14 protein-coding genes and 1 tRNA gene are annotated in these 18,521 nt (G+C 62.5%); 9 read left to right on the forward strand and 6 right to left on the reverse strand.

Annotation, left to right across the window (positions count from 1 at the left end; translation table 11 throughout):
- Positions 1–13: 13 nt before the first annotated feature.
- Positions 14–3,391 (reverse strand): transglutaminase family protein, encoded by a 3,378-nt coding sequence (locus ACFPN2_RS09185; RefSeq protein WP_380600085.1) that lies wholly within the window; start codon positions 3,389–3,391, stop codon positions 14–16.
- A gap of 179 nt (positions 3,392–3,570) precedes the next feature.
- Here ACFPN2_RS09185 and ACFPN2_RS09190 point away from each other — a divergent pair, with 179 nt between their 5' ends.
- The 7 genes from ACFPN2_RS09190 (at position 3,571) to ACFPN2_RS09220 (ending at position 11,251) form a co-directional block, all read left to right on the forward strand.
- Entirely contained in the window at positions 3,571–4,647 is a 1,077-nt protein-coding gene (locus ACFPN2_RS09190; RefSeq protein WP_380596313.1) for an HDOD domain-containing protein, read from the forward strand.
- A 64-nt stretch (positions 4,648–4,711) separates the two neighbouring features.
- Positions 4,712–4,873 (forward strand): hypothetical protein, encoded by a 162-nt coding sequence (locus ACFPN2_RS09195; protein ID WP_380596314.1) that lies wholly within the window; start codon positions 4,712–4,714, stop codon positions 4,871–4,873.
- A gap of 26 nt (positions 4,874–4,899) precedes the next feature.
- Positions 4,900–5,253, forward strand: a complete 354-nt coding sequence (locus ACFPN2_RS09200; protein WP_380596315.1) for a DUF1840 domain-containing protein — start codon at positions 4,900–4,902, stop codon at positions 5,251–5,253.
- Between the two features lie 65 nt (positions 5,254–5,318).
- Positions 5,319–6,041: a YebC/PmpR family DNA-binding transcriptional regulator gene (locus tag ACFPN2_RS09205; protein WP_129775750.1), complete on the forward strand. Its 723-nt coding sequence runs from the start codon at positions 5,319–5,321 to the stop codon at positions 6,039–6,041.
- 123 nt (positions 6,042–6,164) lie between these two features.
- Positions 6,165–9,320 (forward strand): SNF2-related protein, encoded by a 3,156-nt coding sequence (locus ACFPN2_RS09210; protein WP_380596316.1) that lies wholly within the window; start codon positions 6,165–6,167, stop codon positions 9,318–9,320.
- Positions 9,317–10,558, forward strand: a complete 1,242-nt coding sequence (locus ACFPN2_RS09215) for a hypothetical protein (protein WP_380596317.1) — start codon at positions 9,317–9,319, stop codon at positions 10,556–10,558. The genes ACFPN2_RS09210 and ACFPN2_RS09215 overlap by 4 nt, the downstream gene beginning before the upstream one ends.
- A gap of 180 nt (positions 10,559–10,738) precedes the next feature.
- Positions 10,739–11,251 carry a hypothetical protein gene (locus ACFPN2_RS09220; protein WP_380600086.1) on the forward strand — a complete coding sequence of 171 codons (513 nt, stop codon included), beginning with the start codon at positions 10,739–10,741 and terminating at the stop codon, positions 11,249–11,251.
- 9 nt (positions 11,252–11,260) lie between these two features.
- Here ACFPN2_RS09220 and ACFPN2_RS09225 read toward each other — a convergent pair whose 3' ends face one another.
- Complete coding sequence (locus ACFPN2_RS09225) at positions 11,261–13,138, reverse strand: serine/threonine-protein kinase (RefSeq protein ID WP_380596318.1); 1,878 nt, start codon at positions 13,136–13,138, stop codon at positions 11,261–11,263.
- A 170-nt stretch (positions 13,139–13,308) separates the two neighbouring features.
- Here ACFPN2_RS09225 and ACFPN2_RS09230 point away from each other — a divergent pair, with 170 nt between their 5' ends.
- The gene (locus ACFPN2_RS09230) at positions 13,309–13,836 is read left to right on the forward strand and encodes a hypothetical protein (RefSeq protein WP_380596319.1); all 528 of its coding nucleotides are present in this window, start codon (positions 13,309–13,311) and stop codon (positions 13,834–13,836) included.
- Between the two features lie 40 nt (positions 13,837–13,876).
- Entirely contained in the window at positions 13,877–15,409 is a 1,533-nt protein-coding gene (locus tag ACFPN2_RS09235; protein ID WP_380596320.1) for a tannase/feruloyl esterase family alpha/beta hydrolase, read from the forward strand.
- A gap of 78 nt (positions 15,410–15,487) precedes the next feature.
- Here ACFPN2_RS09235 and ACFPN2_RS09240 read toward each other — a convergent pair whose 3' ends face one another.
- The 4 genes from ACFPN2_RS09240 to ACFPN2_RS09255 form a co-directional block, all read right to left on the reverse strand.
- Positions 15,488–15,940: a hypothetical protein gene (locus ACFPN2_RS09240; RefSeq protein WP_380596321.1), complete on the reverse strand. Its 453-nt coding sequence runs from the start codon at positions 15,938–15,940 to the stop codon at positions 15,488–15,490.
- Positions 15,876–16,538 carry a MarR family transcriptional regulator gene (locus ACFPN2_RS09245; protein ID WP_380596322.1) on the reverse strand — a complete coding sequence of 221 codons (663 nt, stop codon included), beginning with the start codon at positions 16,536–16,538 and terminating at the stop codon, positions 15,876–15,878. The genes ACFPN2_RS09240 and ACFPN2_RS09245 overlap by 65 nt, the downstream gene beginning before the upstream one ends.
- A 342-nt stretch (positions 16,539–16,880) precedes the next feature.
- Positions 16,881–16,957, reverse strand: a tRNA-Arg gene (locus ACFPN2_RS09250).
- A gap of 35 nt (positions 16,958–16,992) precedes the next feature.
- Positions 16,993–18,474 (reverse strand): vanadium-dependent haloperoxidase, encoded by a 1,482-nt coding sequence (locus ACFPN2_RS09255; protein WP_380596323.1) that lies wholly within the window; start codon positions 18,472–18,474, stop codon positions 16,993–16,995.
- Positions 18,475–18,521 lie beyond the last annotated feature (47 nt).

The following is an 18,521-nucleotide window of genomic DNA, read 5'->3' on the forward strand; positions in this document are numbered from 1 at the left end:
TCAGACGCTGCACTCACGTCCTTCTGAGATCCAGCGTAAACGCAAACTCCGGCGCCGTCGATGCGGGCGGCACGTCGACGCGGCCCGGGGTATGCCCCAGGCGGAAGAAACGCGCCAGCCGGCGGCTCTCCGCCTCGAAGGCGTTCACCGGGAACACCGCGTAATTGCGGCCGCCGGGATGGGCCACGTGATATTGGCAGCCCCCAAGCGAGCGATTCATCCAGGTGTCGACCAGATCGAACGTCAACGGCGAATGTACGCCGATCGTCGGATGCAACGCCGACGCCGGCTGCCACGCGCGATAACGCACGCCGGCGACGAACTCACCCACTGCACCAGTTGGGCGCAACGGCACAGCATGGCCATTGCACGCAATCACATAGCGATCCGGCGCCAGGCCTGTGACCTTCACCTGCAACCGCTCGACCGACGAATCCACATAACGAACCGTGCCGCCGATCGTTCCCTCCTCGCCCATGACATGCCACGGCTCGAGCGCTTGCCGAATCTCCATGTCGACGCCGCGCGTCGCAAAGTCACCGTACTTGGGGAAACGAAACTCCAGATGCGGCGCGAACCACTCCGGCTGCAATGGATACCCATCGGACCGCAACTCGGTGAGCACGTCGCCCAGATCCTGCTCGATGAAATACGGCAGCATGAAACGATCGTGCAGTTCCGTCCCCCAGCGCGCCAGTCGGGCCGGCTCGTACGGCCGGCTCCAGAACTTCGCGATCAACGAGCGCAACAGCAGTTGTTGCGTGAGGCTCATGCGAGCATGCGGCGGCATTTCGAACGCACGCATCTCCAGCAATCCCAAACGACCGCTCGGCCCGTCGGGTGAGAACAGCTTGTCGATGCAGAACTCCGCGCGATGCGTGTTGCCAGTCACGTCGATGAGCAGATTGCGGAGCAGCCGGTCGCTCAACCACGGCGGCGATGTTTTCTCCGCCGCGGGGAACTGTTTGAACGCAAGCTCCAACTCATACAACGAGTCGTTACGCGCCTCATCCACACGCGGCGCTTGACTCGTCGGCCCGATGAACAGACCGGAGAACAAATACGACAGCGCCGGATGGTTGTGCCAATAGGCAATCAAGCTTCGTAGCAAGTCGGGACGTCGAAGGAACGGCGAGTCGTTCGGCGTCGCACCGCCGAGCACGAAGTGATTGCCGCCGCCCGTCCCGGTGTGACGCCCGTCGAGCATGAACTTCTCGGTGCTGAGCCGTGACTCGCGCGCGACCTCATATAAATGCGTCGTGCGCTCGACCATCTCATCCCAACTCGCGGCCGGATGGATGTTGACTTCGATCACGCCCGGATCCGGTGTGACCCGAAAATAGTTGAGGCGCGCATCGGACGGCGGCTCGTAACCTTCCAGCACGACGGGCTGCGATTGGCTGCGCGCCACGGCCTCGACGGCTTGCACGATCTCCAGATAATCCTCGAGCCGACGCGTCGGCGGCATGAAGATATACAACACGCCATTGCGAGCCTGAGCGCACATGGCCGTGCGTGTGACCCAATGTGCCGATTCACCCTTCGCGGGAGCATCGGCATGGAGTTCGTGACGACCGCCACGACCCGTCGACGGCGAGCCCGTCGTCCCATCGATCCCACGCCACGCCTGCCGCCGCAACTCCGCCTGCAGCGGCAACGGTTGACGCTGCTCGATCCAATCCGATGGCTGCCGTCGAATCTGCGCGTATCTCGCCAATGGCGGCAGTTCCTCACTGGGATCGACCGGGTACAAATAGGGATACTCGCCCTCCGTCACCCACGGCTGCGAATCCAACGGCAAGCGATAGCCGATGGGCGAGTCGCCTGGAATCAGATAACAACGCTCGGTGCGCAGAAACCAAGGCCCCGTGTCCCAACCAGCAGCGTTGCGCGCGATCGGCAACACATGACCGATGACGCTATCCAACCCGGCGCTGAACACACGAGCGAGTCGCGCCCGTTCCAACGGATCCTCCAGCTTCGAATCGAACGGATCGACATTGGTCGGCAAGCGCCGCTCGCGCCACAAGTAATAGAACGCGTCCTCGTACGTCGGAAATACGAACTGCGGCGTGAGCCCGAGCTGTCTCGCAACCGCAGTGAGAAACTCACCGGCATGGCGCTCACTCGCGCCGTAGTCGGTCGACTCGTTCGCGTACAGCGACGGCGTGCTCCAGATCGGCTCGCCGTCCCGACGCCAGAAACAATTGAGGGACCAGCGCGGCAGCTGCTCGCCGGGATACCACTTGCCCTGACCGAAGTGCGCCAGGCCCGAGGGCGCGTATCGTTCCTTCAAACGATGAAACAAATCGGCGGCGCGTGCCCGCTTGGTCGGCCCGAGCGCAGCGGTATTCCATTCCTCGCCGCCCGGGTCGTCGACGGCAACGAACGTCGGCTCGCCACCCATCGTGAGACGAACGTCCTCCGCTTCCAAGTCCGCATCCACGGCCCGACCGAGTGCGACGATCTCTGACCACTGCGCTTCCGTATAAGGCTTGGTAACCCGCGGCGCCTCCCAGATCCGCTCCACCTTCATGTGATGGGAGAACTCGACCTCCGATTCATCGACCGCGCCGGTCACCGGCGCCGCGCTCGAAGGCTCGGGCGTGCACGCCAGGGGAATGTGACCTTCGCCGGCCAGCAATCCCGAAGTAGGATCGAGACCGATCCAGCCCGCGCCCGGCAGATACACCTCGCACCAGGCATGCAGATCGGTGAAGTCGGCCGGCGGGCCGGACGGGCCGTCGAGCGCTTTGACATCCGCGGCCAGTTGAATCAGATAGCCCGACACGAAGCGCGCCGCCAGGCCCAGGTGTCGTAGCAGTTGCACCAGCAACCAGCCCGAATCGCGGCACGAGCCAGACCCATTGCAGAGTGTTTGCTCCGGCGTCTGCACGCCGGGCTCCATCCGGATCAGATAACGGATATCCTTGGCGAGTCGCTGATTGAGACCCACTAGAAAATCGATCGTGCGCACCCGCTGTCGCGGCAGGCTGGCCAGATACTCGCCGAAGCGAGGCGTGGGCGCATGAGTCACCAGATAAGGCGCGAGCTCACGACGCTCGGCCGGTTGATAGTCGAAGGGAACATGCTCGGCGTAGTCGTCCAGAAAAAAATCGAACGGATTGAGCACCGCCATCTCGGCCGTCAGGTCGACTTCGATGCGCAGCTCAGTCACCGGGTCCGGCACGACCACGCGCGCCAGGTAGTTCGCTTCCGGGTCCTGTTGCCAGTTGATGAAATGTTCGGCCGGCGTAATGCGTTGGGAATACGACAGGATGCGCGTGCGGCTGTGCGGCGCCGGGCGCAACCGGATCAGCTGCGGTCCGAGCGAGACCCGCCGGTCATATCGATAATGAGTGACATGATTCAGCGCGACGTGGATCGACAAGCATTGTTCCTTGCGGCCCGAGGGGCCGAGCTGCGGCTCGGGCTCAGGCAATGCAAGTCTCACTCCAGCCATAGCGGTGCGCCGGCGCCGCGAACGCCAGCATCCGCGCACCGGTCCAGTGCGCCGGCAAGGTATCATCGCACCGGCACAGAGCTTCCAGAATAGGAGCAAGGGCGAGCGTGACCCTCACCATCATTCTGATCGCGGCCATGGTCGGGCTGGCCGTGTTCATGTTCGGCATGCGCGGCTCGTCGAGTCGTTCCTCCGTTCCCGACGCTCCTCGCGACGAGGTGCGTCCCATCGCCGGCCCGCGCAGCGGTGACGGCCCGCCGTTCGAAACCGAAGCGACCGCCAGCGCCCTTGCCGAATGCTACAAGCTCGCCTTCACGGTGCCCGGCTTCGACTATGTGATCTCGGGTCGGCACGAGGACGTGCTGGAGAAGGTCAATCACAACGCCGCCGCGGCGGTTCATCAGCGTGAATATTTCCCTCGCCGCCCGATGCTCCTGCCGAAACTCATGCAGGCGCTGAACGACGATGAGAGCACCCGCCGGGAATTGGTGAGGCTGATCCTCGAAGACCCCGCGCTGGCGGGCAGCACTCTGCAACGAGCCAACAGCGCCGCGTATCGTTATTCGCCGGAGCCGGTGGACAGCCTCGATCGTGCCGTCGTCGTGCTCGGCACCGATGGCCTGCGCAGCTTGCTGGCCACGGCCATTCTGCAGCCGGTGTTCCGCCAACCCAAAGGTCACTTCGACAACTTCGCCGCCGTGACTTGGGAACATGCCCAGCGCACAGCCGCCGCGTCCGAAATGTGCGCGAGAGTGCTCGGCAACGCCGACCCCTTCATCGCGCAGTTGATCGGCCTGCTCGGCCCGCTGGCGCGCATCGTGCTGTTTCGACTGACGATGGAAACATATCGCGAGTTCCCTGACATTCAGCCGCGCGCCGAAGTATTCATTCGCGCCATGCAGTCGCAGGCCCCGAATGTCGCGGGCTTCATCGCCTCGACCTGGGAGTTGTCCGATCCTTCCATTCGCGCCCTGCAGGAACAGACGGACAAGATTCCACCGGACACCATGAGCCCGCTCGGTCAGGCCATCTATTTCGGCGAGCTCTGTGGCGCGCTGACGCTGCTGACCAAGCGTGGCACTTATTCCGAGGAAGGTGCGCAGGCGCTGCTGATGGAACAAGGCCTGAACCGCAAGATTACCCAGGAAATCTGGCAAGCCGCCAACCGCGCCGTGCAGGAGTAACGGTCCGGAACCGGGTCGCGAGGGCAGCCGTTCACTCAATATCTAAGTGAACGTGCGAGGCCCCATGGCTAATTTGCCTGCAAACACGCCGAAGCGTCCGCTCGGCCTGCACCGGATGCTGGATTACGGACGACAGAAGGGTAAAGTAGGTTGGATCCTGCTGTGGCTGCTGGGCATTCCGATCCCAGTGCTGTTCGTGCTGTTTCTGATTAGAGGCTGCACTTAACTTTTTACCCCGGAGCAACGTCGCTCATGCTGGTCACCTTTCGCTCCACCGCGACTGAATCCATCACGATGTTCCAGGACGTTGCGGTCCAGTTGCTCAAGCTGATGGGCGCGACCGGGCGCATCCCGGGCGCGCTCGGGCCGGACGACGTGCCCCTGGCCCTGCGCCAGCTGGAGCACGCCACAGAGCAGATCAAGGCCGGCACCCATGTCACCCCGGCCCGCCCGGCCGACAACGAAGACGCCAAGAACGAGGATGAGGACGACGAGGACCGCGAGGCGCCGGTGGATCTGGCGACCCGGGCCGTGCCGCTGCTGAGCATCCTCAAGCGGGCTGCGGCCGCCAAGGCCGAGCTGGCCTGGGAAGCCAAGGGCAAGTAACCCCGTCCAACCCACCGCCCGGCGCGGTGGTAAACTGGTCCGCTTGGAGTCCCGGGGAGCCATTCATGGGCCGTATTTTCGAAGTCCGAAAGCACGCGATGTTCGCGCGCTGGAACCGCATGGCGAAGCAATTCGCCCGCATCGGTAAAGACATCACCATCGCCGTGAAGAACGGCGGCCCCGACCCCCACTCCAACCCGGCCCTGCGACGCGTGATCCAGAACTCGCGCGCCGTGAACATGCCCAAGGACAAGGTCGAAGCGGCGATCAAGCGCGCCTCCGGCAAGGACGCGGCCAACTTCACCGAAATCCTGTACGAAGGCTACGCCCCGCATGGCGTCGCCGTGCTGGTCGAAACCGCCACCGACAACCCGACCCGCACCGTCGCCAACGTGCGCAGCATCTTCACCAAGCACGAGGGCAACCTGGGCACCGCCAACAGCGTGAGCTTTCAGTTCAAGAAAATGGGCGTGTTCCGCTTGAACCCCGAAGGCATCGACCAGGACGACCTGGAGCTGTACCTGATCGACCACGGCCTGGAAGAAATGGGCGAGAGCACCGGCGAGAAGGGCGAGCCGCAGATCGTGGCCCGCTGCAACTTCCCCGAGTTCGGCCAGATGCAAAAGGCCCTCGAAGACCGTGGCATCAACCCGTTGTCCGCCGAGCATGAATACATCTGCCTGACGCCGACCGAGCTGCCCGAAGAGCAAGCCACCGAAGTCCTGGAAATGATCGACAAGCTCGAACAGGACGAGGACGTGCAGAAGGTGTATCACACCTTAGCCTGACGTCGATGTTGACGATGACGTATCGATCGGCGCCCTGGGTACATGGATGTACCCCGACGCCGCAGGCGGCGGCGAGAGGCAAAAGTCACGCCTTTTGCCGACTCGCATGAGGGTCGTGGCAGGATGCCCGATCCCGATTTAAAAACTCTTCAGGTCGCGTTTGGCGATGACCTGTTCTCGGCCGCACAGCAGTTGGTCCGCGGCGGCGCTGTCAGCGAGCTGCGAGTCCTGCAATCTGGCCTGGTCGTGACAGGGGTGATCGCCGACGAAAGTGCAGCGGCCAAACGGCAGCGTGTTTACATTCGCCACACCGGGCCGAACGACCCACAGATCGCGGAAGCCGAATGCAGCTGCGGTAAACCCAGCCCGTGCGTGCACATCGCCGCCGTATCGATCGCGGCGGTGAGCAACGCGCCGAGCGTCGCCACGCCTCCGCGCCCCACGTCATCGTTGCAACGTGCGACCTCCGTGTCTGCCGGGCCGCAGTTACAACAGCGGCTCTACTATCTGTTGCAATCGACGTCGGCGGGCGAATTGCAGCTGTCGACCTGGGTGGGTCAATCCGCCCCTGGCTCGACGCGTCTCGCGCGCGGCGGCTCGAGCATCTTCGTGCCCCGAGGCAACGACTTCCCCCGCTATGTCGATTCGGAAGATCGACAGATTCTGCAGTTGTTACTTTCGCAGCGGACCGATGGTCCCTGGCTATTGCGCGACACCGACGGCACGACCGTGCTGAATCACGTGATCGCGACCGGCCGCGCACGCTGGCAAACCCTTGACACTCCCTCGCTGAAAGCCGGCAAGCTGCGACAGACCAAGCTGTCGTGGCAGCAGTTGGAGAACGGCGAGCAATATCTGCAATGTGAAGTCAGCGAGCGCGGCGACGATGCCGTCGCCACCTTCTTCGATCTGGACGTGGCGACCTACGTCGACCCCTCGAGCAAGGAGATCGGCGCACTTGCACTCCCCTGCTCCATCGAAGACTTCCGTCGCTTCTGGAACTCGCCACCGGTCGCACCGGAGCAAGTCGTAGAGCTGAATGAAGAGATCGCGCAAAGCTGTGCCGCTCTACCGAAGCTGCGCGAACTGAAAGCGGTACGCAAGGCGCGCAAGAGCGTCGGCGCGCAGCTGTATCTCTCCGAAGATCCCATCGCGACGCTGTACTTCGTTTACAACGGCCTGCCTGTCTATAGCCGTTCGTTGCGCGATGACATGACTCATGTCCGCATCGTCGCGGACAACAAGCTTCATGAGATCCCGCGAGATCGGAAAGCCGAGCACACGATTCAGCAACGCTTCGACGCCGCGCTGACCGGCAGCTCACAAGGCCGCGACTTCTGGCTGGCGTTCGTGCTCGACGGCATTCCCAAACTGCGCGCCGAGGGTTGGGACGTCGTCATCAACGACGACTTCCCCTATCGCCTCGCCTCGGCGGGCGAATGGTATGTGGACGCGGACAGCGGCCGGGATCGCGAATGGTTCGATTTGAAACTCGGCCTGGTGGTCGATGGCGTGCAAGTGAATCTGCTGCCGGCGCTGGTCGATTATCTGCAAGGCGCGCTTGGTAACGGCGAAGCCGGCGTGCATCGCATCGGCGATCAACTGTTCGTGCAGTTGCCCGACAAGCGCTATCTGCCGGTGCCGATCGAGCGGATCAAGCGCATCGCCGACACGCTCGTGGAGCTGTTCGATCACGACGCGCTGAATAAACAGCAGTCGCTGTCGTTGCCGGCATCGCAAACGAGCCGTCTCGCTCAGCTCACCCTGGAGCCCGAAGCGCCGGTGCTGCGCTCGAAGAGCACGGCGCTGTTGGAGTCGGTCGCCGAGCTCAAGAATTTCTCGGCCATCAAGCCACTGCAGCCACCGTCAAAGTTCAATGCGACGTTGCGCCCATATCAGCAGGAAGGCTTGGGCTGGCTCCAGTTCCTGCGACGCTGCCGCCTCGGCGGCATCCTCGCGGACGACATGGGCCTGGGCAAAACCGTGCAAACGCTCGCCCACCTCGCGCTGGAAAAGGAAGAAGGCCGGCTGACGAAGCCGTCGCTGATCGTCGCGCCCGTCAGTGTCATCGGTAACTGGCAACGCGAGATCCAGCAGTTCGCGCCGCACTTGAAACAACTGACGTTGCATGGCTCGCGACGCAAAGAATTGTTCTCGTCGATTCGCAATGTCGATGTCGTGATCACCGCGTATCCACTGTTGCAGTTGGATAGCGAAGTGTTGACGGCGCAGGAGTTCTACCTGGTCGTCATGGACGAAGCGCAGGTGATCAAGAATCCTCGCGCCAAAGTTTCTCAGGCCGCGCGGGCGCTCAATAGTGAGCATCGCCTGTGCCTCACCGGCACGCCGATGGAAAATCATCTCGGCGAGTTGTGGTCGCTCATCGATTTCCTGCAGCCCGGCATGCTCGGCGACGAGCGCGACTTCCAACGCCAGTACCGGACGGCCATCGAAAAGAACAACGATCGCGATCGTGCGTTGTCGCTCAGCCGGCGCATTGCCCCGTTCGTCCTGCGACGGACCAAAGATGCCGTCGCGCCCGAGTTGCCGGAAAAAACGCAGATCATCGAGACCATCGCGCTGGACGAAAAACAGCGCGACTTCTACGACGGCGTTCGACTCGCGTCGCACCGTCGCGTGCGCGAGACCATCGAGGAAAAAGGCCTCGCTCGCAGTCAGATCACCGTGCTCGACGCGTTGCTCAAACTTCGCCAGGCCTGTTGCGATCCGCGGCTGGTCGCGTCGGCGGAGCAGCCTGAAGAGGCCGTTCCCTCGGCCAAGATGGACTGGCTCAGTAACGCCTTGCCGGAAATGATCGAGGAAGGCCGGCGCATTCTGCTGTTCTCGCAGTTCACGTCCATGCTCGCCTTGATCGAAGAACAGATGCAGGAGTTGAACATTCCTTATCTGTTACTGACCGGCGATACCAAGGACCGCATGCCGCTGATCGAGAGATTCCAGAGCGGCGCGGTGCCGCTGTTCCTGATCAGCTTGAAAGCGGGCGGCACGGGATTGAATCTCACTGCCGCGGACACCGTCATTCACTATGACCCCTGGTGGAACCCCGCAGTCGAAGCGCAGGCCACCGATCGCGCCCATCGCATCGGGCAGCACAAGCCGGTGTTCGTGTATAAGCTGATCGCGCAAGGCACGGTCGAAGAGCGCATCGTGCGGCTGCAGGAACAGAAACATCAGCTGGCCAGCCAGCTGTACACCGAAAAGAATGCCGCGCCGTTGCAACTGGATGCGGCCGATCTCGAAATGTTGTTCGCTCCATGATCAAAATCGACAGCGCCCTGCAGAAGCAGGTGGACGATCAATTGTTGGAACAAGGCGCGTTCACGGTGCTGGAGCTGTTGCTCGCCACCGGGCGCCTCGCTTACAGCGACTACGAAAGCTGGCGTCGGCAGGAAATCGAATTCCTCGACGGCGTGTTGATGGGCAGTCCGGAGAAGATCCGCGCGCAGATCGAGCAGTCGGTGAACTACGCTCGAAGCATCGGACTGGTCGAACAGCCGCAGGAGTTCACCGCCTGGCACACAGACGCGCCGGCGAGCAACAAGCCTCTGCGCATCAGCACTCAGGCCGACGTGCATCGTCTGATCGCCGGACGATTCATTCCGGCGAAGCTGGCCCCGCAGATGGATTTGTTCTTCGACAATCCCGTGGCCACGCTCACCAACGGCATCGGTCGCGCATTGGCCGCGATGAACGCCGCCGACGCGCAGCGACAGCTCGATCGTCTGTATGAGATCGCGCCGAATCATTCCGATCTGGCCGGATACGATCGATTGGTCGGAGCGCTCGCGCGTCTGGGCCACCCGATCGTCGATGCGCGCGAAGAACTGGCGTTTCTGCAGGAAACAGCGCCTACAGCGAAACGACTGCTCGGTTCGCAGTGGCGCGAATTGCTGACTCCGCTGTGGCGACGTCTCGCTGACGCACTGAACGATCAGCCGTTCTCCGCCGACGAGCCGCACCTCCACCGCAGCTTTGCTTTGACTCAAGCGCAGGACTGGGCCGGCGTCAGCGCCTGTGTTTTGCAGGATCCCGAATGGTGGCGGCAACCGGCGCTGTGCCTCGCCGTCGCGCAGAGTGGCGCGTTTCAACATCGACGCGTCGAATCGCTGACCGGCTGGTTTGCTCTGTGCTGGCACTCACCCGCGGTCGCATCGGAAGCATTGAGCAAGCCCCAGCAGCCGGATGCCGGCATCGGCAAAGCGTGGCAGGAGTTTCTGGCAACCGAAGACGATCTGGTCGATGACGACGCAGACGATCCGGCACTCAGCCCTTGTGACTTCCCCGCGTGGATGCTGTTGCACGAGCCCGGTCTTGCGAGACAGCTGACGATCGATCTTGCGCAAACAGCAAGCGCCGGCGAAGAGAACTATCGCTGCGTGCATCGCTGGCTCGAAGCGCGGCGTGCCCAGAAGAAGGATGACGAGCTTGCCCAGCGCAAAGCCCTGCAGGCCGGACATCCGCTGTTGTTTCGTTATTTGAAAAGCGTCGTCGGCTAAGCACACCGCCACACCGCACAAATTGCCGCGTCGCGCTGCTGTTCGCACGACGCACGTTACGTATTCTCGCGTCGACGCGACGGCGTATCCTCACTCGTCCCAATTCCGACCACGAAGGGGAGCGCTATGAACAGATTCCTCGCGCAGTTATCGCCGGCCGTGCTCACACTCGCTGTGAGCATGAATGCAACCGCAGACACGAACGCCAAACCCATGGCGTCCGATGCGGACATCGTCAAGAGCGCCATGACCGCCGCGCCCGCCAAGGTGTCGCAACACGCGACCGTCGTGGCGATGGATGCGAATGGCAAGATGCGCACGGTGCGCAAAGGAACGAACGGCTTCACCTGCATGGCCGACAATCCGGAGACGCCGGGCCCGGATCCGATGTGCATGGATAAGAACGCGATGGAGTGGGTGCACGCCTGGATCGGTCACACGACACCGACACACGGCAAAGTCGGTTTCATGTACATGCTCTCTGGCGGCACCGACGCCAGCAACACCGATCCGTACGCGACCAAGCCCAGCTCAGAGAATCACTGGGTGAAGACCGGACCGCACGTGATGATCGTCGGCGCCGACCCGAGCTTCTACGAAAATTATCCCAAGGATGCCGATCCCGATACGGCCGTGCCGTACATCATGTGGCCGGGAACGCCGTATCAGCACTTGATGGTGCCGGTGAAATAGTCGCCTGAGTTATTCGCACGACTGACGACAATCTCGCAGTTCGTCCAGGCAGAGCTGGTCGGACTCGCGAGCATTTTCGTCGCAATCCTGGCGACGCTGCGCGACGGTGCCGCCGAGCACGTCGACGCACGCTTTGTATCTCGTGGTCATGCGTGCCAGGCAGGCTTCGCGGTTGAAGGAATTGTCACAACGTGACTGCCCGAAGTACGCGCAGCTCGTTGCGGCTGGATTCGTCGTCGTGATGCGTCCCGGACTCGCACCGAACGCCACCGCTCGCATGCATTCCTGCTTGCCACGACGGCCCAGGCTGCGGCACTCGCCGTCGTCGCGCTCGCATTGAGAGATACATTGTTTGCGTCGTGCATCGATGCCGCCACCGGCAGAGGATGACGACGCACTTTCAGATTGCGCCGCCTTCGCCACTCGCACCGGTGGCGCTGACGAATCCGGCTCGGCCTTTGCCACTCGCTGCGGCGGTGACGAATCCTGCGCGGCCGGCAATGGCGTCGCGCTGATCGCGTCGGCCGTTGATTGCACCGGCGCTTCCGTCTGTTTTTCAAGCTCTGGCAACGCTGCGGCAACCGACGGCGTCGCTTCCGGCGGTGGCGGCTCGGCGGGCGTTGTTCCATCCGTTCCGGCACTGCCGGACGGTTGCGTCGATCCTGCGACTGGCGTCGGTGTCGACTTAGTCGGCTGCGCCGTGGCAACCACTTCCGGCTTCGGCGCACGATTTTGATTCACAATCACGAACGCGCCGGCCGCTGCCGCCGCGAGACCCGCACCGATCAACAACACACTGCCATAACGAAACTTCTTCGGCGGCGGCGCTTCGATCTCGGCGAGCAACTCGTTCAACGATTGGAAACGATCTTCCGGCATCACCGCCATGGCACGCATCAGCGCGGCGGCGTACCGCTTCGGCAAGTCGCGACGAAGGTTTTCAATCGGCTGTACCGCGCCGGTCGGCAGCGTGCCCGCGAACAATTCATACAACACGACGCCGAGCGCATATTGATCGGTGCGCCAGTCGACTTCTTTCGAGCCGATGCGCTGCTCCGGCGACATGTAATACGCCGTGCCGAGCGCCATGCCCGTCTGCGTGAGCTGCGAGTTGGCGAAAGCACGCGCGATGCCGAAGTCCATCAGCTTGACCGTGCCATCTTCGGCCAGCCAGATGTTCTCCGGCTTGATATCCCGGTGCACGATGTAACGGTGCGCATAACGAAGCGCGTCGATCAGCTGACGCGCGATATCCGTGACTTCGGCGACGCTGAAGGCACGAGTGTTTTGCCGATACTGTTCCATGCGCTGACGAAGGGTGTGACCTTTCAGCCGCTCCATCGAGAAGTAATACAGCCCGCCGCTGATGCCCACGTCGTGCACGCGCACGATGTTTGGATGGGACAGGCTGCAGGAAACTTTGGCTTCGGCCAGGAAACGATCCTTGGCGGCGATGCTGAACTGCAAATCCTGACGCAGCACTTTGATCGCCACGTCTTCGTCTTTCAGACGGTCGCGCGCGGCGTACACGTTGCCCATGCCGCCCTGACCGAGCAGATTGCCGATCTCCAGGCGATCAGCGATGACGGCGCCCGGCTCCATCCGAACAAACGTGTTGCCCGAGGGCGCGGGCGTCAGCGTCGTGGCCGAACGCATGGCGGTCGCATTCGGATCGGGATTGGTATAACGGCCCGATGCCGTGATGAACTCGTAGGCCTCGCTCAGTTCGGCCAGCCTGGCGCCTTGCGTATTACGTTCGGCATCGGTCTGCGCCGACACCAACCGTTCCTGCACGACGGCCAGACGCTCGCCGTAGACCCTCGCCACGGTGGCGTGATCCTCGTTTCCCTGCAAACCCAGGCTTGCCAGCGCCGCTTCTTTGTTCATGGCCGGATTGTATGCCTGACCGGTCTCTTCCGTGCCGACCCCGCCCTTAAGGGAGGGTCGGACAGTGATCGAGTCCACATTCCAGTGGGCGAAGCGACCGTCGGATGCGGTAAATTGACGGTTCCGGTCCTTTTTTTTTCAGTCGAGTGTAGTTCGTGCGGTTCAGCTTGTTGGCAGTCTCAGTTGTTTTCACCGGCGCAGCCCTGCTCGCCGACGCGGCGCCCGCCGCCGATTTTCGCGTCCTGGATTTCGGCGCTCCTTGCGACCGGATCGCGGCGCTGGAGATGGCCCGCGGCTCCCAATCGTTCGAAGGCAAACTGCCTTCCGGCTATCAATTCGCCTTCAAGATTCAGGAGCTGGATCGTGACGCGTTGGCGGTCTATTCCTGCGACGGCGGTAAGCTGTTCCGCGGCGGTTATATCTTCGACGCCAAGGACGAAGCCGACGCCGCGGCCCTGTATGCCACCATCAAAAAACGCGTCACTCGCGAACGCGGTACGCCGTCCTATGACTTCGCCTCCCCGGTCCACCGCAAGAAAATGGGCGACGCCGGCGCCACGCTGTCTCGCGTCGACACGATGGTCGCGTTCTGGAACGGCCCCACCTCCGAAGCCCACGCCTCGGTCGCCGAGCCCTCCAAGGATCGCGGCTGGCGGGTGAGCTTGAGCTATACGGCCAATAGCCACGTGAAGGAATAATCCGACTGTGACGCGGATGACCAGGACTGCGATAGCTCTTGTGACATCCGCGATTGGCCTGATCGGAACCGCGTCCGGACAAGCTCGCGGCCCGAACGATCTATGGCAACTGCCGAGCGCGATTGCACCAGCGCTCGGTCAAGTCACGCCGGCCCGCCCCTGCGAAAGTCTCATGGCCTGGCGTCCCACCGCGGACGCGATTGTTCGCGACGCTCGAATCGCAAAGAACGGCACCGATGAATCGTGTCGCGTGACGATCGAAGTCACGATGCCAGCATCGCCGCATGTCATCACCGTGTGGTTGCGCTTACCCACAAAGGATTGGAACGGTCGCTTCCTGGGTCTGGGCGGCGGCGGCTGGATGCCTGGATTTCCTGCGGCGCTGGACGCTGGCGAATCGAAAGGTTTCGCCACCGCCATCACCAACGCCGGGCGTCCGTACGATGTCTCCATCGACCCGGCGGAGTTGGGTCGCAGCGTCGGTCAGAACGATTTCCTGCTCGACGCCAAAGGCCGCCTCGATTGGACAGCGCTACAAAACTTCGCCTATCGCGGCATTCACGAAATGACGGTCGTTGGTAAAGCCGTGACGCGAGAGTTCTATGGCAAGAACGCGCGCTATAACTATTTCAGCGGCTGCTCGACGGGAGGTCGCCAGGGGCAGTCCGAAGCGCAGCGTTTTCCGGAAGATTATGACGGCGTGTTGTCCGGTGCGCCGGTCGTCAATTGGGCCCACCTGGCCGCGGCCGACTCCTGGCCCCTGACGCTCACCAAAGAACTCGGCGACGTGCCCCAATGTAAATTCGACGCCGCACATCGAGCCGTCGTCGCTGCATGCGATGCGGATGACGGTGCACACGACGGCCTCGTCTCCAGCGTGGGCGAATGTCGCTTCGATCCGAAGACGCTCGAAGGCGTGGCGACGGAATGTGGCGCCATCAGCCCTCGAGAAGCAGAGGTCATCAAGCGCATCTGGGACGGCCCGCGACGCCGCGACGGCTCGCCTCTTTGGAATGGCATCGACTCCGCCGTGCTGATCCACGCCCCGCAGCCACCCACCAACTGGGCCGGCCCGTTCGCCGATGGCAAGGCAGTGGACACGAATAGTTTTTCCCTGGCTGCGTTCGAAACTCAGTTCGATCAATTCGTGGAACGCTACGGCGCGGTGATGGATACCTCGAATCCAGATCTGCGCGCCTTTGCCAGGCACGGCAAGACCCTCCTCTGGCACGGCCTCGCGGATGACATCGTGCCCGCCGCCGGCAGCGTGCACTACATCGAATCCATCCGTCGCATGCTGGGCCCGCGCGAGACCGATCGTTTCCTGCGCTTCTATCTCGCCCCTGGCGTCGGCCATTGCGGCTGGGGCGATGGCCCGCAACCGGTCGCACTGCTCGAACCGCTGATGAATTGGGTCGAGCACGGCCGCGCCCCCGGCATACTTAACAGCGAAAATTGGGATCCGACCGGACGCGTCACACGCACACGCCCGCTCTGTCCGTATCCCGAACGGGCCCGATATCGCGGGCATGGATCGCTGGATGAGGCCGCTAGTTTCCGCTGCGAGCGGTAGGCCGGGTCGGTCGAGGTCGCGGCTGCAATCGATCCTTTCAGTGAGATGGCCGCTCCAAGAAAGGGGCCCGGGATGGAATCACTTCGGCTTGAGCGCGGGGAAGATTTTAAGCACATCGTCGAGAAGGGCCTGGGCGTCGGCAATGGCCGTTTCTACCTGGGCTTCCGACACGTCGACGATATCGCCGTAGTCAAAACGGTTGCGCAGTCTGTGGATGTCATCTAATCGGCGCCATCGACCGGCTTCCCATTCGACGGTGTGTGCCAGGCACTGAAACACCATAGTACGGTGCCCCTCCGAGCCTGCCAGCCGGTAACCGGCAGCTTCGACGGATGCCCGCGCAAGCCAGAACGCCGCACCGTATGCCGCCGAAAAGCGCGTCGCGAGCGTATTGGTTTTTCGCCGTGCATCCACCAGTGCTTTGGACGCTCTGTCCGTCAGCCCTCGTAGCGTGTCCCAATTGGGTTCAGCGGCGTGAAGTGCGGGTTTCGCGCCTTTTGTTAGATTGTCGAGGTTTGCCTTTTTTACCATCGCCTTCTTCCACTGAGATGAGGCTCGCCAGTTTCGCTTCGTCACCGAGCACGAACACTTTCGGACCCGCCAGCATTGCATGCATCGATGGCTTCATCAGCGAAGCGCGATCGGTTGGCGAGTCCGGGTCGAAGTACAAGGTCTGAACCCTTCTGCCGAGGCGATCCTCGATGGAGTATATGCGCTCCGTTATAACGGAATAGCCGACCGTGCCAATGACGAAGAAGTCGAGGTCGCTATCTGCGCGTTCAGTTCCCTTGGCGACGGATCCGAAGATCAGCGCAATATCGATCTTGTCTTCCAGTCCTCGCAAGGCATCGCGAATAAATGTCGACGCGCCGGAAGACTTCGCGATGAAATTCTTCAGCTCCGTGAAGACCGGCGAGGAGGTTGCCGCGGAGAGGAATCGTTGGTGACCTTCTCGTTGCTCGACGACGAGCCCGGCGGCAGTCAGGGTCGCGAGCTCGCGGGAGACTGCGCCAGGACCGGACTTCAGACGGCGAACGAGCTCATTGAACGACAATCGGCGATCGGGGTTCGTGTAGAGCTCTCGCAGAAGCGCAGCACGCGTCTTGCCGAACAGGACTTCATCGAGCATGGTGCTCCCTATCTAGGATTGATTGCTCCCAATATAGGAGCAAAATCACCGACGTCAAGCCGCCGCTCCCAAGCTGGGATCGATTGCACCGAAATTGGGAGCCCGTGCGAGCGGGCGGTGCCGCCAAGCGGCCTCGCAATCAGTCGTTGAGTTCAACTATCAGTTCGTCATCCGGGTGCATTCCGAACACATTCGAAAATAGGTCCGTGCACAGGTCGACCAGCGCGGCGTTCCTCACTGGCTGCCCAACGGATGCATGAAGAGCTGCTCGGCGACCTCGGGCGCGGCAGACACCAGCGCAGGGCATGGTGCCCGCATCGAGGGACTGGTGGGATTGAGAAGTGGCGCGCCCGGAGAGACTCGAACTCCCGACCACTGCGTTCGAAGCGCAGTACTCTATCCAACTGAGCTACGGGCGCGGAACGGGCATTGTAACGTGAGTCCGGGATTCCGGCTATCGCGACCGGCGATAGATGCGATCGAACACGTAGTCCGCGATCTGCTCGCCCTGAGAAATCCCCTCCGACTTGTCGAACGCCCAATGAATGCCGAGATAGATGCGGCTCTGGCCGTTCTCCTCCTCGGCCTGTGACAAGGATTGGAACGAGCGCGGATGCCAGATGCGGGGCTCGCCCTGGTTGTCGCGAGTGACGCCGTTGTACTCATCCGAAACGAAGGTGAACGCGATGTCGTCGGTTCCATAGAAGCGGCGCAGAGTCTGGAACACTGCGCCGCCGAAGCCGGCGTGGCCCGACGGATAGGCCGGAAACGGCGGTGTGAAATTGGGGCCGTTGAGATTGCTGGCGGGTGCGCCCAAAGGCACAAAGGTCGGATCGCCTTGCGTGGCCTCGTTGCCATCGCCGGCGCCGGTCGGTCCCGTGCCGGGATCCGATTCGCGGATCGCGGTGACTGGACGCCAGACTTGATAGTGGAACTTCGATTCCCAGATGGCGATGCCTGCGTCGGCCAGCGCGACATTCACCAAGGCGAGCAGCCGTGCGGTCTGCATCGCATCCGAGCCCATCTGCCGCGCGATCTTTACCACGATCTGGTTATAGAGGCGCGGTGGTGCGCACAGGCTCGGCGTGCCGTCGTAAGCCCAGTAGATGCCGATGAATGTCTGCTCGTCGGTGCGCTCAGTCGGCGTGGTGATGCCATCGCCGCCGAGCCGCTTCACTTCATCGTAAGCGGCAGCGTATTCCTCGCTGGTCAGCGCAGGCGGTGGCGGCACGCGAAATTGATCCGATGTTTCGATCACGAAGGGAGCGATCGAGCCCCAGGTCGCACCGAGTGCCAGCTCGCTCTGACTGACGGGATCGGCCCGCCACCAGCCGGGCTCATCGCTCGGAGCGAATCCGTTGCCGATCGTCGGCTCGGCGTAATCCGAGCCGTCATCCTTGCGCATCCTGAGAATCCGCTCCGCAGCGTCCGCACCCACCAGACTTCCAGCCAACGCCACGGCTGCGGGCAGCTGCTCCAAAGCCGCCTGCAGCTCGCGATCGAAGGTCGCCCGCTGCGATGGAAACATTTCGATCAGCGTGTCATGCGCGGCCTGCGCGATCGCAGCCCTGATCGAGACGCGGCGGGGATCGACGACGCGCGGGATCCCCGTGTATGGCTTGAAGCCACCATTGATCGCCACCATGGCATCAAACATTGCGATGTGCACGATTGCCATCGCGCGGCTCGCTCGACCCGGGCCGAGCGCTTCGCCATATACGCGGTCTTCGCCAGGCGCCACCGGCGTGTGATCGACGCCGCTGGCGTCGATAGCGATGCTGTTCCAGTGAAGCAGGAAGCCGCGGAGCGATGGATCGCTTTGGAACCGTACAGGCCACGGCGTGGCACCGTACACATCGGCCAGCGCCTCCAGTGAAACGAGCGCGCAGCACATCAATAGTCCGAATGCTGCACGACGAAGGATTGGATACGACATGCGTCATCCCATATGCGTAGGATATGAAAAAACGATAAGACGACGTC

It is taken from the genome of Steroidobacter flavus, from assembly GCF_042651805.1.
Classification (GTDB): Bacteria; Pseudomonadota; Gammaproteobacteria; order Steroidobacterales; family Steroidobacteraceae; genus Steroidobacter; species Steroidobacter flavus.

Coding starts and splice junctions, on each gene's coding strand:
- ACFPN2_RS09195 (WP_380596314.1), top strand. CDS start 4,712: ATGGCTAATTTGCCTGCAAACACGCCGAAGCGTCCGCTCGGCCTGCAC.
- ACFPN2_RS09220 (WP_380600086.1), top strand. CDS start 10,739: ATGAATGCAACCGCAGACACGAACGCCAAACCCATGGCGTCCGATGCG.
- ACFPN2_RS09210 (WP_380596316.1), top strand. CDS start 6,165: ATGCCCGATCCCGATTTAAAAACTCTTCAGGTCGCGTTTGGCGATGAC.
- ACFPN2_RS09225 (WP_380596318.1), bottom strand. CDS start 13,138: ATGAACAAAGAAGCGGCGCTGGCAAGCCTGGGTTTGCAGGGAAACGAG.
- ACFPN2_RS09240 (WP_380596321.1), bottom strand. CDS start 15,940: ATGGTAAAAAAGGCAAACCTCGACAATCTAACAAAAGGCGCGAAACCC.
- ACFPN2_RS09245 (WP_380596322.1), bottom strand. CDS start 16,538: ATGCTCGATGAAGTCCTGTTCGGCAAGACGCGTGCTGCGCTTCTGCGA.
- ACFPN2_RS09205 (WP_129775750.1), top strand. CDS start 5,319: ATGGGCCGTATTTTCGAAGTCCGAAAGCACGCGATGTTCGCGCGCTGG.
- ACFPN2_RS09215 (WP_380596317.1), top strand. CDS start 9,317: ATGATCAAAATCGACAGCGCCCTGCAGAAGCAGGTGGACGATCAATTG.
- ACFPN2_RS09255 (WP_380596323.1), bottom strand. CDS start 18,474: ATGTCGTATCCAATCCTTCGTCGTGCAGCATTCGGACTATTGATGTGC.
- ACFPN2_RS09200 (WP_380596315.1), top strand. CDS start 4,900: ATGCTGGTCACCTTTCGCTCCACCGCGACTGAATCCATCACGATGTTC.